Origin of the sequence: Pyrodictium delaneyi, assembly GCF_001412615.1 — an archaeon.
In the GTDB taxonomy this organism is placed as follows: domain Archaea; phylum Thermoproteota; class Thermoprotei_A; order Sulfolobales; family Pyrodictiaceae; genus Pyrodictium; species Pyrodictium delaneyi.
The window spans coordinates 1,049,744-1,064,313 of record NZ_CP013011.1; the positions used below are offsets into that span (position 1 = coordinate 1,049,744).

The following is a 14,570-nucleotide window of genomic DNA, read 5'->3' on the forward strand; positions in this document are numbered from 1 at the left end:
ATCGGTTACTATAACATTGGGGTGTCCAAAACGTTGCCTAAAATGGAAGCCAGTCTCATTTAGCTTCCTTAGATTCTTTACCCAATTCGGATGCTTCATAGTTTAAAGGTACCTTGTACTTACTGCCATCGTAGTCGATTATTGCATATACCTCATCAATGTTCTCTATTGGACCAAAGTATATTTCTAATCTAGAGTTTGACTCAATTGTCTGATCCACAGTTATACGCTCCGTTATCTCCTTTCTGATTGTCTGCGGCTCGAGCTCTGTCGACGTAGTCTCACTCCTTGTAACAGTTATATAGTACTTAACTTCGATTGCATGCACTTTTAACGTTTCGCTGCATTTGTTTACAACAATTATATATGGCCCGTCAACACTATAAAGTATGCATCCTCTTAGCTTTTCTACTACCGTACCTGGTAGAGACAAAAAGCCCACCTCCATCTAGTATTGTCCACGAACTGGTATTTATACAGAGTCATTAAACAGGCTTAGGCACGTTAAGAAACCCTAACAATTAATGCAGAACTGAACCTCGTAGAAGCAAAAACTGCCTATCACATCTAAATTAACTTAATTCTCTAGCTAACTAAAATATCTATTCAGCAGTTCGAGCAGCAAGGATCAGACCCGGTGGAGGCCAGGCATCCCCCTGTTACGGGCTTAGCGACGTGCAATCGTCATCATCTCCTGGATATTACTTGACCTCTTCGGCTACCCTATTTTAAGTCAGCTTAGGTTATAGATTGCGAAGTGACAACACTGCATTCGGGGATGAGGATAAACCCCGTCTCGTGAGCCTTGTACGCCGTGAAGAGTGCACCGGTTACCGACCCACTACTATATCGTCATATCGCGATAAATCATAGCCTTGATATCGGCCATGCAAGATTCCTTGCCAGCTAGGCAGACAAGGTTTGTATCAACCTCACGACTGTTTGGGGCGGCTGGCATCGGCAGAGCAACTCCTCGTCACGACATCATCAGCTGAAAACCGGGCTCCTCCCAGCCAGCCGCCCCACTCGTTTACAACGTGAAGCTGTAAGGGCGGTAGATATATTCCCTGACGTGGGAGAGTTGTCCCCTTGGGCAGTAGCAATTTGCAGGGAAATGTTAGTACACGTCACCTATTAGAACGTATACGTAAGTTCTACGAGGCTTTAGCTGAGCCATTCATAGGTAGAGATGAAGAAGCGCGAGCAGTAACATTAGCCATACTTGCACGTGAGCATGTAGTATTAATAGGAGAGCCTGGTACAGCAAAATCGGCTATAGCTAGGCGTAGCGCCGAGCTAATTAATGCCAAGTTCTTTAAATACCTCTTGACAAAGTATACCGAGCCAAGTGAACTCTTCGGCCCCCTAGATCTTAACGCATTGAGAGAGGGTAGATATGTCAGAATAACTCGAGGCAAAATGCCGGAGGCCGAAATAGTATTCCTCGATGAGGTATTTAATGCGAACTCTGCCGTTCTCAATGCATTGCTAAGCATTATGCAGGAGCGTGTATGGTATGACGGCTACACCGAGGTACATGTGCCTTTATGGACACTCATAGGCGCTACCAACAGAGTACCCGAGGAGCCGGAACTAGAAGCTATATATGATAGGTTCCTTGTCCGCCAGTATGCTAAGCCACTTCCAGAAAACAAGTGGAGCGAACTTCTCGACGCCGGCTGGAGAATAGAAGCCGGCAAAATCCCTCCAGCACAGCCTGTACTCGACATAGACACGTTAAACGAACTTCATAAACTAATATTCGAAGTTGACATGTCTGATATTAAGCCTAAACTTTTACGCCTATTTGCTGTCCTAGAAGAAAGGGGACTCCACCTAACAGATAGGCGTAAGGCAAAATCACTAAAGATAATCGCCGCTAATGCACTTCTCGAAGGAAGGCTGAAAGCTGAGGAACGTGACCTCATAGTCCTCAAGTACATAGCACCAAGGGATATCGAGGACTTCGACAAGGTTAGCATAGTGCTTTCAGAAGAACTACGTATGCCGGAACGCTTTATAAAAGAGTTAAACGATATTAAGGCTAACGTCAAAGAAGCTGCAAGACTCGTAGACTCTATGAGGAGTTACGACCCACGTCTTGTCGACCTATTTAGGAGCCTAAAGATAGCAAAGAGCAGGATACTGAACATACTAAAGGAGGCAGACGATGAACGTGTAAGAATGCTTGCCGACGAGACCCTCCATGAGATAGACGAACTACTAGAAAAGATATCTTACAAGCTGGGGATGTAAGATAATGACTATACTTAAGGGAGTAAACTACAACGATCCACCCATAAGATATAGGGGAGAGCGTATAATAACACTTCTTCGTAAGCTTCTACCCGAGCCAATTGAGACACCCGACTATCTAGATACAGACTTTGCGATAACAGTGTACTATTCGCTATTCCTCCCTTACCCAATGCTTCAAAAACCCAAAGTCAAGGACCGGAAAAACCTATTACATTACATGATAATATCCAAGATGCTTGCATCACCTCGGCTTGTCGAGGTAAAAAAGCACACTATAGCTGACTCCACTACGAGCATGGTGGCGTCAGCTGTATTCCTAGAAGCCCTTGCTCAAGAGCTAAACAAGCTACCACGTCCCCAAGATGGCGAAGCAAGCACATCAAACAAGTATGACTCTGGCAGGGAATCTACCCAAGAGAGCGAACTGGAGAGGAGCGTCGAGAGGGCACTTGAGACTGCAAAAGATGCAGCCCGGCAAGCCAAGGAAATAACTAATCTTGCTATGAAGTTTGCCGCAGGAAGCACCTCCATACTAACTTTGGATGACGTTATAAGGGATGTCATTAACCTGGCACGCAATACTGATGTACGTATGTTACTCGAAGCCCTCAAGACCATAGAAGATTCCGAGGCATATATAAAGACTAGGAAGATACAGAGTCCACGAGGCGAGTTAGACGGCTACGAATTAGGCAATGATATAGAACGTGTAGCTGCAAGCGAGCTAGCCCTTCCCCACGAACTGTTTCTCGTAAAGTTTGCTGAACGAAACCTACTACTCTATCGGAAAGTTGTCAACGAGGATTACGGGAAGTTCTACGTGCTACTCGACAAGAGCGGAAGCATGATGGGGATGAAGATTATATGGGCTAAGGCTGTGGCTTTAGCTCTAGCCCAAAGAGCAGCTAGAGAGAGACGAGAATTTTACATACGGTTCTTCGATAGCATACCTTACCCACCACTCCACATACCCAAGAGGATACACGGGAGAGACATAGTAAAACTGCTCGAGTACATAGCAAGGATAAGAGCTAATGGCGGCACAGACATAACACGTGCAATACTGACTGCCGTGGACGACATAATATCTGGCTCATCAACATCGAAAGTCTCAGATATCATACTGATAACTGATGGCGAGGACAGAGTAGCTATAGATACCGTTCGTCGCGCACTTGCACGTGCTAATGCCAGATTACACACAGTAATGATATATGGAAACAATCCAGACCTGAGAGTAGTGTCGGAAAGCTACATGGTGGCTACGAAACTAGACAGAGAAGAAGCCCTCAAAGTGATAATGGCCGGCACCTAGGGCGGCTCGATTCTATAGAATTTCACAATATTGTCAATATTGACATTATGAAGGGTTTCTTCGTCTACTAAGCCTTCCTTGAGTAGCTCTAGTTGTCTATCGATTATCTCCCAGGGACATGATGAGACACAAGGTCTCTTCGGATCATCTATATAATCCGATTCTATCATAATTGACGTGCCCGACATTCTCTCGAAAGCTTTTCTCATTAGTTCTTTTTTACCCGCTATCGTGGCCCAGTATCCGCCTCGAGTAGCATATTCTGCTACCCTTATAGATGCATGGTGGAAGAGTATATTTGTGCGTGGTATAGATACGAGTTCCACCAGCTTTGTCATAGTATCCACTGTGGCAGGTCCTGCATTCTCAAGGTGCAAGTGTATTATACAGTCATAGTCACGTGCTAGCTCTAAAGCTCTAGTAGTTATTGTGGATGCTATTGCAACCCTTTCGGGCATCGTCTTATAGTGCTGTCTGCCTACTTCTCCAATACCGTCTAGGAGTCCACGTTTGCACAAGTCGGCTACGTATTCTATCACTTTGAGCCCGAGGTTTAGTGTATCCTCTGGCGAGAGGCCCATTGATATGAGTCTATCTACCTCAGCTGGATGGAATCCAGCCAGACAAGAAACGCGTAGACCAGTCTCACGGGCCTTTTTACACTCGTCAAGATGTTGCTTTATAGCCCTAGTATACATCTCGAATGTCGGCTCTACATCAATATTATAATGCCACGGAGGCAGCATTACCAACGCAGCAAACCAGCCGCCTTTGTTGATAAATTTCTCAGCAATAGCCGCGGCACCTAAGCCCTTAGGACTACTATGCATATGAGCATCTGCGAAAACAAGACCCTTCATAGCGGGATAACCCTCATGCACTAAGGCTTAGGCCTGGGATTTTTGAGACCTTCCGGAAGAAGACTACGGAGAATTTTATCAGTGCTTGATTAGAATTAGAAGGGTCGGTGTAGGACCACCCGTTCATCCCCCGGAGGCTTGGGCTCACCCGGGGCTCCCTGGTAGGGGCTTCCTCATACCCCGATGCATTGATGCAAGCTTGAATTGATAGTCGCGTGTTTAACTACCGAAAGCTGTTCCCCTCCTGACTTTTATCAGCCCTCACACGGCTCTTCATAGGCACTACAGTAGAGCCTCTGGCCGGAATCGCTCATCACGCCTATGTTCTGCCTCCCTGGTTTTGTTTATCCAGGCAGTAGGATTATACTTACCAGGTAGTGTATAGCGGAAGCGCCGGGGTCTACGCTATGGCGGATAGTCCTTGGAGCCGTGCTATTAGATTAGCGTTTATACTAAATCTAGTCATCTATATGGTTGGGTTTGTTGCTGGATTTACTTCGCCGAATGCAAACATGCTTGAGTCGGCACTGAAGAGCTTTAGTGGAATAGAAAACCTTCCTCTATTTCATCGCTATGTTCTCATAGCTGTCAACAACATAGCTCTTGCTTTCATACTAGTAGTATCATCTAGCATTGTAATACCTGGTCTAGCTATTATAGCCTATAACGGCTATGTATTAGGTACCCTAACTGCGCTATGGCTCCATGTAGACCAGCCCATATGGAGGCTGTTGATGCTAATACTCCCCCACGGGATTATAGAGCTTACAGCTCTGTTCTATACATCCTCTATAGGTTTATCGATAGCAATTATACTCATGAGTAACAAGAAGCGTGAAGGTATCATAGAGCGGGCCTTAGCTAGTCTCCCTATAGCTGTATACTTGCTTCTCCTCGCAGCAGCTGTTGAAGTATTACTGACGCCTCGCTTAGCATCTTCTTTAATTTAAGACTGCATTACTTTAGCCTAAAAGATTGAAAGTAAATATACGAGGATTACTAGAGAAACCTACGCGGGAGAGATAGTGGCGGGTATACTCGAATTTAGGCTAAAGCTTCCAACAGGACGCGAAGCTGCTCTTGTAGAGGGGTTACGCTTCTGTTACGACTTGAGCGAGACAGATGCAATAATCCTCTTCGAGCTACTCAAGGGTGGAGAGTATACAGTTGATGACCTTACACGTGAACTACGCCTAAGCAAGGCTACCGTGAACAGAAGCCTCTCTAAACTAGTCGAAATAGGATTCGTATCAAGAGCTAGAGAAAAACGCGCAGGCGTAGGAAGGCCGCGTTACCGTTACTATGTAGAAGATCCGCGAAAGGTTATAATGAGGGTAATAGAGGACTTTGAGAGATGCTCATCAGCCTTCAAGGAAGCCTTACAGGAACTCCTACAGGTAATAGAGGAGGAGAGAGCCAAAAGGAAAAGACAACAAGCTTAACTTTCTACTTTGAAGAGAATTTAATACAATCAGAATGTGCTAGTGCATCGTAAGCAACTAAACTACAAGGTTACATAGCTTGGAGTTGTTTCCCTCTCCGCGTTAAAACTCTTCTACGTCTTCCTCAGTTTGATAGTCACCAGAGTCGCTCTCTGCAGCGACAATATCCATACTTGCAGTCCTAGCTACTGCTTGATTGGACATGACTACTTGCATATAATATAGTATGGCTTCTCGTATGAACTCGCTCCTACTTGCATACCCCAGTGAACGCCATACGCGATCCATCTCCTCTATTATGTCTACTTCAAGTTTTACTGATACGACCTTCTTAGGCGGCGGCACTGGAATGTCAAACACGTTATCAACATCATACACTTTCTGTCTCCCAGCCATTGTAAGCACACCATACGCGCCAGCACTGCCATAACTTATCACGTAACTGGCTAGCCTATAACGGAGTTTTTAATCAACCGTAGCAAAGTGTTGTACTGAGACTTCAGATATACTACATTAATATGATTTAACAGCTCTTCGGTAGTACCGGCTAGAGCTATCATTGTACTACTAAATAATGTGTAATATAATTGGCATTTCAACTATACTACATGTAGCCATAATTATTCACGTCGGTTTGCTCCTGGCGATAGTGCGCTGGCAACAAGTACTAGTGCAAGTGAGCATAAGATACTAGGGAGATGCCGTGCAGAGCACTGACATCGACGCAAGAGAGCCTCAGAAGATAAATGAGATGATAATAGAGTGTCCAGTTTGCAAGGAGAAATCTCTGAAAATAGAAGACTATCTTTACAACATGCCTATCATAGGTAAGGTTATATTGACAAGTGGTAAGTGTAGCACTTGCGGCTATAAGTTTAATGACGTTAGACTTGCTGAAGCAGGTAAACCTCGAAAGCTTGTACTGAAGATTGAAAGACCAGAGGACTTGAACGCTCTTGTGGTTAGAGCCTCCTCCGCTTCCATACTTATTCCTGAACTAGACCTTAGCATGATACCTGGTCCCGCCTCAGAGGGCTTCATAACAACTGTTGAGGGAGTACTTGAGCGTTTCCTAGAAGCTGTTGATGCTGCGTGTGCAGATCCAGAAGCCGATAAGACTGCATGCGAGAAAGCGAGAAACATGATAGAGGAAGCTAAACAAGGAAAACGGAAGTTTACACTAGTAATCGTAGATCCAGAAGGTGTAAGTGCTATAGTATCTGATAAGGCTAGAGAGGAACCAGTCAGTAAGGAGGAACTAGCAAAGCTAGGCTATATCGTGGCTGAGGACTAAAAACTGGGAAGAAAGCTCAAGAGGCTAGCAGCTACCAGAGTGTTTACTCTACTTTTATCTTTAAGCCACCTTCATCTTTCTCTTCGGTCTTTTCCTTCTCTATTGTCACCTCTAGCACGCCATTCTTGTAACGAGCCTTCGCTGTTTCAGGCTTTATACCAGGCGGTAGTTCTATCTCCTTGTAGTACTTCCTATCCTTGTTCTCTGCCTTAATTATTAGCTTGCCATCCTTTACTCTTACGTCTATCTTGTCTTTATCTACTCCAGGTATCTCGGCGACAACTACCACGCGGTCCTTTTCGTCGATCACGTCGACTAGTGGCTCAAGTCTCTCCTCTATTATAGCCCTACGTCCACGTCTCTTCACATTACCAAATTCCTCAATTATTGGTTTGCCATCCGGCCCTATCGTTATCCTGACACCGTAAACTATTGGGCCCTTTATCTCTCTACCTTGTAGCTGGCTTGCCCTAGCCTCAAACTCTTCGAACATGTTCATGGCTAGACGTTCCATCTCTCTAATCATTTCCTCAATCTCATCGAATATGTCACTAAATCTGCGACGCCATATGAAGGACATCCCTTCTCACCATAACCTATTTCGTATCTACTATCTTGCCCTATTAATATTCTTGGACTCATGGTACAAGTGTAACTACTAGCCCACCAGTAGCTATAGAGCTGCATAAAGACCCCCTTCAAGCCGTTAAATCATCCACACGGTATTTGTGGGCGAGGCGGTTACTAATGCGCGATAGATATGATGTCATCATAGCTGGCCTAGGTCCTGCTGGCACTGTAGCTCTCTGGCATCTAGCGAAGAAGGGGTTCAGTGTAGCAGGCTTTGATATGAGAAAGCCTGGCGACATATGGGGTAAACCTTGCGGTGACGCTCTTGGCGCACATCATCCACGCGAGGCAGGCCTGCCAGATCCGCCGAGTCATGTTATAAAGAACAAAGTGACAGCGATAGACATCTACTCGCCCGGCGAGACGACAAGATACCGCGTATATGGCGAGGGCTACATTATTGACCGGTCTAAGTTCGGTAAGTGGCTTCTTGACGAAGCCATTTCTAGCGGAGCCGAGGCCTACCTCGAGACCCGAGTCCTCGCCCCCATAATCAAGGACGGTAAAATCGTTGGGCTAAAGATCCAGGCTAACGGCCGCGTACGAGAGGTCCATGCTAACGTAGTTATTGAGGCTACAGGTTTCTCCCGAGCTATTCGGATGAAGCTACCTAGAGAGTGGCCCGTCTACGAGGACATTGACCCGAAGGATATGAATATTGCCTATAGGGAGATAATCGAGTACGAAGACTATGAGATTGAAGAACCTAATGTAATAAGGATATACCTGGACCAAGAAGTGGCACCTGGAGGGTACTGGTGGTACTTCCCAGAATCACGACGCGGTGTGAATGTTGGCCTGGGTGTACAGGGCGGCATGGGCCACCCCAACCCAATGACACTGTATCGCGAGAAGCTGCTAAATCATCCACTCATGAAGCACCGCTACCATGTAGTGAGGTCGGCAGGCGCACCTCTACCTACACGCCGTCCATCTAACACACTAGTTGGACCAGGTCTACTAGTCATAGGAGACGCAGGCTATACAGTCAACCCTGTGCATGGCGGAGGTATGGGCTATGCTTTCCGGGCAGCTCACTACGCTGTCCTGGCTATAGAGGAGGCACATGACAAGAACGACTTCAGCGAACACGGGCTCTGGAGCCTAAACATACGTTACATGAAGGATATAGGAGGAAAACAGGCAGCTCTTGACATCTTTAGGAGGTTTCTACAGAGGCTCAGCAACGATGAAATACGATTTGGCATGGAGAAGAGGCTCATTCCGGAACAAGACGTATACTATACGAGCAGTAAGGGTGACCTCAACATATCAGTAGTAGATAAGGCTATGATAGTGCTACGTGGCCTGCAGAGGCCGGGCCTATTGGCTAAGCTGAAGCTCGTAGCAGACTACATGAAGAGCATAAAGCAGCTCTATGAGGAGTACCCAGAGGAGCCGGATAAGCTTAGCGACTGGGTTAGAAGAGTAGATGCACTAGTTAGCGAGTTCGAGAAGAAGCTCGAGAAGTAGGCTTCTAGTACAAGCATTGGGAATGTGAACCTGGTAAACGGTGCTGGCTCTATGTCTCTGCAGTGGGATCCTCAGTGGGAGGAGGTAGTAGTAGACGTTGAGGGTATACGAGTGAAAGTTCTCCGCGACCGTGTTACAGGGCTAATAGCATGCCCTATCTGTGGCACCGGTGAGAAGGCCTCGTACTTCTTTAGTCCACGAGATCTCGTAAACCATCTTTTTGCACACACAATGAAGGCCCAGAAGGTATACATAGCTGCACCAGTAGCTACTGAGGAGGAAGATGAAGAGGAATGAGGCGATTCATACTCGATGTTTTCTCTTCACCAACACTAGATTTCATAGACGGACGTCTATGCCGAGGAGGGCCAGCATACTATGCAAACCTAGCCCTCCAAGCCATTGGAGCCTTGGACTTTGAGGTTAGACTACCATATGATCCATGTATTGATACTAGCTGGTATCTTAGGACTGAATGGTGCTTAGACAACATTGATAGCAATATCATGGCTAGCATACGTGGCTGCGTAACCATGTTTGCACTCGAAGAGGGTATAGATAGGAGGAGACTGAGATTACTCAAGCGGTATAAGATTGAAGATGTTTACCCGGGTGGAGTTGCTGCACTCGTATCGCCAGTCCTCTACGAATACGGTTTCGATGTCGTCACCCGTATAGCTAGCCATTATAGCTTATCCATACTCGATTTGCAAGGCTTCGCCAGGCTACATGACGGTCATAATGTGGTAAGCTTTAGCGAGCTTGCCTTACAATTTGCCTCTATAGCCGATAGCAATCGGTTTACATCAGTTAAAGCTAGTATAGAGGACATAAACAATATGTTGATGCTGGAGAGGCTGCTCAACTACAGCTCCTCATCTAGCAACACGGCACTCATTATAACAAATGGGCCGAAGGGAGTGTTTGTAACATATGAAGACTACACTTTCATCGTAAAACCACGCCCGGTTGAGAATATGCCTACAGGTGCAGGCGATATGCTAGCTACACTCATTCTCTATAGTCTTTGGAGTGGCTATGATCTCGACTACTCTGTATTAAAAGCAGCTTCAGCAGTATCGTGCATTCTCGAAAGAAGAGATAAAGTATCTGATAAAGGGTATAATTTGTGTACAAATGCATACACAGATGGACACAGAGCCAAACTATACAGACTACCAGGTAGTTGCCACAGCATTGATTGTGTCATCTCGGCTTTTGAGTAAGGGTAAACTCGGAGATTTATCACTACGATAACCAAGTAGTGAGAGTGCTATGTCAACTATCTCCTCGGCCTTTAACACACGGCCTTCTGATACCTCTCTCCCGTTTATAACTAGAATTGGGACATTGTATGGAGTAAGCATACCCACATGCGATACATCCCAGTATACAGTGTTGGGTATCACAAGAGCTTCAACACCATATTCTTCTCTTAGAATTCTTGCCGCTTTACGTGCATTCTCTATAAGCTCATCTGTAGCTGCATCTAATGCTCCATATATTATTATCTCTATGTCTGCTGTGAACATTGCCTCTATTTCGGCCGGTACACCTGCTTCATGCACTGCTATGGCTATCCCGGCATCAAGGGCAGCAGACACGGAGAGACCCCGGCGCAACTATTCCAGGTCTCTACCTCTGCTTAAGCCACTACAGCCCGGTAACCCTACATCAATCATACCATTAGTTAAAGACGTGCAACAGCTCAGGACAAGGTAACGTTTATCATTCTAATCCGGTAGTACGCTTCGAATAAAGTAACACCAAATAGAGGCTATCTGCAAACCTCTAGCAAGGGTATACCGAGATGCCGAACATGAAACAATATACAGAGAGAGACTACATCGATGAAAAACTGTTAATGGCTGTTGACAAGGCAGCTGAGATATTAGCAGAACACATAAGTGAATGGAGCGATACAATCGATGCATATTGGCTTCTACGCCGCCACGAAGACGAAGTAGGCATACCAGTGACATATGATATAGTGGAGCAAGCTGTAGAAAAGGTTCGTAAGACCCTAGAGTCCACAGACCATAGTGTCTCTCAGGTCAAGGTTTAGAGTCTTTAGTGAGAAGCTAGTGGGCTCTTTTACCCCTAGCAGTATGTTGCTGACTAGCGGTGTGAACCCGTCTTGCAGGAATCTTGGAGAGATGAAGTAAGCCTCCTACCCGAAGAGCTGAAGGAAATCCTCGACATTACTGCTAAACATAATAGGTGGAGAAAGTATGAGACTATAAACCTAATTGCTAGCGAGAACACTATGAGCCCTCTAGCAACTTCGGCCTACATGTCAGACATGATGCACCGGTACGCAGAAGGTAAACCATTCAAACGCTACTACCAGGGTACACGATATGTCGACGAGATAGAAGTTAGAGTTATGAAGCTCATGGGTGAGCTACTCCGCGCAGATTACGTGGATCCACGCCCTATTAGTGGCACAACAGCTAACGCATCGGTCTTCCGTGTCCTCGGCAAATGCGGCTCCAAGGCTGTTATAGCTCCAGTCCAGGCAGGCGCTCACGTAAGTCACACAAAGTTCGGGACACTTGGGGCACTATGCATAGAGCACATAGAGATGCCCTACGACCCTGACCAGATGAATATAGATGTTGACCACGCAGTCAAGCTTATAGAAGAAGTGAAGCCGAGTTTTGTCGTGCTTGGTGCAAGCGTATACTTATTCCCGCACCCGGTACGTGAGATAGCAGATGCAGCCCATAGTGTTAACGCGAAGCTAGTCTATGACGCTGCCCATGTTCTCGGTCTAATAACTGGTAAGAGGTGGCGCAACCCCCTAGACCACGGCGCCGACTTGCTTACAGCGTCAACGCATAAGACGTTCCCTGGGCCACAGGGAGGCATAATAGCTACGCGCGACGAGCAACTCTACAAGCCTATATCACGTGCTGTGTTTCCATACTTCGTGAGCAACCATCATCTTCACCGTCTCCCAGCACTGGCTGTAACAGCTGTTGAAATGAAGCACTTCGGCGAGGCATACGCTGATCAAATAGTCCGTAATGCTAGAGCACTAGCAGAGGCCCTTGCAGCTGAGGGCTTCAAGGTTCTTGGAGAACACCTAGGCTACACCAGGAGCCACCAGGTAGTCCTGGACGTACGCAAACAAGGTGGAGGCGCTAAGGCTGCTCAGCTTCTTGAAGAAGCAAATATAATAGTTAACAAGAACCTCTTGCCCTATGACCCGCCAGACGCCATAAAAGATCCGAGCGGCCTAAGGCTAGGTGTACAAGAGATGACGAGATATGGTATGAAAGAGGATAACATGAAGGACATAGCAAGGTTCATGAGGAGGGTACTTATAGATGGCGAAGATCCCCGCAAGATAGCCGAGGAGGTCAAAGCCTATCGTCGTGAGTACACCAAGGTACACTATTGCTTTGACGTAAACACCCTAGAGGATGGGAAGCTGTACCTTCTATATTAGACTATCAAGCCCCAGCATAATCGCATCTATTTTAGCTATCCTAAAGCATAACTCTTTATTATCATTTTTAGTGTTGCTATTGATTCGCTTATTGTTTAATTAAAACTACACCTTGTACAAGGCCATAAACCCAGAGTTAGTCAGAACAAGAAGGAATTGCGGGAGGCAAGTCCCCGAGCCTTCATCCATGCCCCGTGCCGCGGGGCTGTCTGGGGGGCGGCGCGCATGTTGTATACTACCCCTCCTCCAGGGGTTTTAGGGTAGCGTCCAGTGTACAGGCCACGCGCATGGATACTAAACATCGGTAACGAACTACTCATAGGCCGAATAGTAAACACCAATGGAGCCTATATAGCCCGCGAGCTTACGTTACGAGGCGTTAGAGTTGAACGCATTATAGTGGTCAGCGACAGTCTCGACGAAGTAGCCACAACTGTACGTGAAGCTATAGGACGGGCAGATATAGTTGTAACCACTGGAGGTCTTGGCCCGACAGACGACGACATTACTATGGAGGCAGTAGCCGCCGCCCTGAACCTACCGCTAGTCCTCAACACCGCCGCACTAGGCATGGTCAGAGAATTCTACCATAAGCGCGGCCTAGAGCTTACGAAAGAACGCATCAAGATGGCCTATCTTCCTAAGAACGCCGAACCCATACCTAATCCAGTAGGTGCAGCCCCCGGAGCATACATCTATTACTCAGGGGTACACATCATAGTATTGCCAGGCGTGCCCAGCGAAATGGAGGCGATGCTTAAGATAGCGATAGAAAAACTGAACCCATTTCTCCCCAAACTCTGCATAGTCGAGGAAGGGATTACCGTAACCGGGATACCTGAGTCGTCTCTTGCACCCCTGCTTAGGAAGGCATCTAAGCTATGCAGCGACTGCTACGTGAAAAGTCACCCAAAGGGTCACGAAATCGACAACCCCATTGTTGAAGTCAAAGTGCTAGCATCGGCACCCGACTGCGATACCGCACGCTCTAAGGCAACTAGAGTTCTGGACGCTCTAAGGAAATACATAGGAGGCATCTAACATGGTTGAGACAACTTCTCCTCTGATGCGCGGTATAGCAATATTCAATGCTATCCTAATACCATTAGCCATTATCGCACTCTACATGGTTTATATTGGTGGGACAAGAGACAAGGATACAATACTCTTTGCAGGAATAGTACTTACAACCATATCCCCGTTACTCGCCTATATTGTTACAAGCAGACTAGTAGCCAAAATTATTCAACGTACAAACTAGCCAAATTTATACAAGACGCTAGAGATATACACGGAAGTACGGGCCTTCGCGGGATAGAGGTCTAGGAGGGCTAACCACCATGAAGGATACACGGCCAGGGGACAAAATCAACACCGAGGAAATAAAACGTAAGATAGTCGAGGCACTTAGAACAGTATACGACCCCGAAATTCCAGTCAATATATATGACCTCGGTCTCGTATATGATATGAAATTCGAAGGCAAGAAGGTCAAGATAAGGCTAGGGCTTACCGCACCTGGTTGTCCGATAGCCGGCCAAATCGCTGTGATGGCCGAGGAAGCTATTCGCCAAAACGTACCAGAGATCGAAGACGTCGAAGTAGAACTCGACCTAGAAACACCCTGGGATCCACGCCGTGTAACACCGGAGGGCAGAAAGCTACTCCAGGAACTCTTCGGCTACGATGTCGTTGAGGAATGGATAAAAAGATACGAGCAAATGCAAGGATAATTGCCAAGATACTACTATCGACGCGCATCAACCATATGTGGATGTATTTGGAGACCTTAAGAAGGCTCCGAGCATTTCTTCTACTCCGGAGGGCCGGGTGTGACGTAACT

General features: G+C 46.5%; 18 protein-coding genes. 13 read left to right on the top strand and 5 right to left on the bottom strand.

Going from position 1 to position 14,570, the window contains the following annotated elements:
- Positions 1 to 55: 55 nt before the first annotated feature.
- Entirely contained in the window at positions 56 to 433 is a 378-nt protein-coding gene (locus tag Pyrde_RS05385) for a hypothetical protein (RefSeq protein ID WP_143522007.1), read from the bottom strand.
- A 671-nt stretch (positions 434 to 1,104) separates the two neighbouring features.
- On the opposite strand from Pyrde_RS05385, the gene Pyrde_RS05390 reads away from it, so the two are divergent.
- Together Pyrde_RS05390 and Pyrde_RS05395 are read left to right on the top strand one after the other, a co-directional pair.
- Positions 1,105 to 2,256 carry an AAA family ATPase gene (locus tag Pyrde_RS05390; protein ID WP_055410780.1) on the top strand — a complete coding sequence of 384 codons (1,152 nt, stop codon included), beginning with the start codon at positions 1,105 to 1,107 and terminating at the stop codon, positions 2,254 to 2,256.
- 4 nt (positions 2,257 to 2,260) lie between these two features.
- The gene (locus Pyrde_RS05395; protein ID WP_055408859.1) at positions 2,261 to 3,574 is read left to right on the top strand and encodes a vWA domain-containing protein; all 1,314 of its coding nucleotides are present in this window, start codon (positions 2,261 to 2,263) and stop codon (positions 3,572 to 3,574) included.
- Here the strand turns inward: Pyrde_RS05395 and Pyrde_RS05400 are convergent.
- Positions 3,571 to 4,434, bottom strand: a complete 864-nt coding sequence (locus Pyrde_RS05400; RefSeq protein ID WP_082419499.1) for a TatD family hydrolase — start codon at positions 4,432 to 4,434, stop codon at positions 3,571 to 3,573. The two genes, Pyrde_RS05395 and Pyrde_RS05400, sit on opposite strands and share 4 nt — an antisense overlap.
- 407 nt (positions 4,435 to 4,841) lie before the next feature.
- Here Pyrde_RS05400 and Pyrde_RS05405 point away from each other — a divergent pair, with 407 nt between their 5' ends.
- Both Pyrde_RS05405 and lrs14 read left to right on the top strand, forming a co-directional pair.
- Positions 4,842 to 5,384, top strand: coding sequence for a stage II sporulation protein M (locus tag Pyrde_RS05405; RefSeq protein ID WP_082419500.1), 543 nt, complete (start codon positions 4,842 to 4,844; stop codon positions 5,382 to 5,384).
- Positions 5,385 to 5,459: 75 nt separating this feature from the next.
- Positions 5,460 to 5,876 carry an Lrs14 family HTH-type transcriptional regulator gene (lrs14, locus tag Pyrde_RS05410; protein ID WP_231656691.1) on the top strand — a complete coding sequence of 139 codons (417 nt, stop codon included), beginning with the start codon at positions 5,460 to 5,462 and terminating at the stop codon, positions 5,874 to 5,876.
- A gap of 102 nt (positions 5,877 to 5,978) precedes the next feature.
- Here lrs14 and Pyrde_RS05415 read toward each other — a convergent pair whose 3' ends face one another.
- Complete coding sequence (locus tag Pyrde_RS05415; RefSeq protein WP_143522006.1) at positions 5,979 to 6,272, bottom strand: ribbon-helix-helix domain-containing protein; 294 nt, start codon at positions 6,270 to 6,272, stop codon at positions 5,979 to 5,981.
- A 307-nt stretch (positions 6,273 to 6,579) separates the two neighbouring features.
- On the opposite strand from Pyrde_RS05415, the gene Pyrde_RS05420 reads away from it, so the two are divergent.
- Positions 6,580 to 7,170: a ZPR1 zinc finger domain-containing protein gene (locus tag Pyrde_RS05420; RefSeq protein ID WP_231656692.1), complete on the top strand. Its 591-nt coding sequence runs from the start codon at positions 6,580 to 6,582 to the stop codon at positions 7,168 to 7,170.
- A gap of 43 nt (positions 7,171 to 7,213) precedes the next feature.
- Here Pyrde_RS05420 and hsp20 read toward each other — a convergent pair whose 3' ends face one another.
- The gene (hsp20, locus tag Pyrde_RS05425) at positions 7,214 to 7,750 is read right to left on the bottom strand and encodes an archaeal heat shock protein Hsp20 (RefSeq protein ID WP_055408869.1); all 537 of its coding nucleotides are present in this window, start codon (positions 7,748 to 7,750) and stop codon (positions 7,214 to 7,216) included.
- Between the two features lie 167 nt (positions 7,751 to 7,917).
- Between hsp20 and Pyrde_RS05430 the strand changes: the two genes are divergently transcribed.
- The 3 genes from Pyrde_RS05430 to Pyrde_RS05440 are packed head-to-tail and all read left to right on the top strand — an operon-like array spanning position 7,918 to position 10,499.
- A complete protein-coding gene (locus tag Pyrde_RS05430) occupies positions 7,918 to 9,273 on the top strand; it encodes a digeranylgeranylglycerophospholipid reductase (protein ID WP_055408871.1) in 1,356 nt (451 codons plus the stop codon).
- Between the two features lie 51 nt (positions 9,274 to 9,324).
- A complete protein-coding gene (locus Pyrde_RS05435; protein WP_143522005.1) occupies positions 9,325 to 9,570 on the top strand; it encodes a hypothetical protein in 246 nt (81 codons plus the stop codon).
- Positions 9,567 to 10,499: a PfkB family carbohydrate kinase gene (locus tag Pyrde_RS05440; protein ID WP_055408874.1), complete on the top strand. Its 933-nt coding sequence runs from the start codon at positions 9,567 to 9,569 to the stop codon at positions 10,497 to 10,499. The genes Pyrde_RS05435 and Pyrde_RS05440 overlap by 4 nt, the downstream gene beginning before the upstream one ends.
- Here the strand turns inward: Pyrde_RS05440 and Pyrde_RS05445 are convergent.
- Positions 10,449 to 10,877, bottom strand: coding sequence for a thioredoxin domain-containing protein (locus Pyrde_RS05445; protein WP_055408877.1), 429 nt, complete (start codon positions 10,875 to 10,877; stop codon positions 10,449 to 10,451). The genes Pyrde_RS05440 and Pyrde_RS05445 overlap by 51 nt on opposite strands.
- A gap of 206 nt (positions 10,878 to 11,083) precedes the next feature.
- Here Pyrde_RS05445 and Pyrde_RS05450 point away from each other — a divergent pair, with 206 nt between their 5' ends.
- The 5 genes from Pyrde_RS05450 to Pyrde_RS05470 all read left to right on the top strand — a co-directional run bounded on the left by Pyrde_RS05450 (position 11,084) and on the right by Pyrde_RS05470 (position 14,460).
- Complete coding sequence (locus Pyrde_RS05450) at positions 11,084 to 11,338, top strand: hypothetical protein (RefSeq protein ID WP_156328017.1); 255 nt, start codon at positions 11,084 to 11,086, stop codon at positions 11,336 to 11,338.
- A 72-nt stretch (positions 11,339 to 11,410) separates the two neighbouring features.
- A complete protein-coding gene (glyA, locus tag Pyrde_RS05455) occupies positions 11,411 to 12,727 on the top strand; it encodes a serine hydroxymethyltransferase (RefSeq protein ID WP_055408881.1) in 1,317 nt (438 codons plus the stop codon).
- Between the two features lie 270 nt (positions 12,728 to 12,997).
- On the top strand, positions 12,998 to 13,768 hold the full coding sequence (locus tag Pyrde_RS05460) for a nicotinamide mononucleotide deamidase-related protein (protein ID WP_055408883.1): 771 nt from the start codon (positions 12,998 to 13,000) through the stop codon (positions 13,766 to 13,768).
- A gap of 1 nt (position 13,769) precedes the next feature.
- The gene (locus Pyrde_RS05465) at positions 13,770 to 13,988 is read left to right on the top strand and encodes a hypothetical protein (protein ID WP_055408885.1); all 219 of its coding nucleotides are present in this window, start codon (positions 13,770 to 13,772) and stop codon (positions 13,986 to 13,988) included.
- 79 nt (positions 13,989 to 14,067) lie between these two features.
- On the top strand, positions 14,068 to 14,460 hold the full coding sequence (locus tag Pyrde_RS05470; protein ID WP_055408886.1) for a metal-sulfur cluster assembly factor: 393 nt from the start codon (positions 14,068 to 14,070) through the stop codon (positions 14,458 to 14,460).
- Positions 14,461 to 14,570 lie beyond the last annotated feature (110 nt).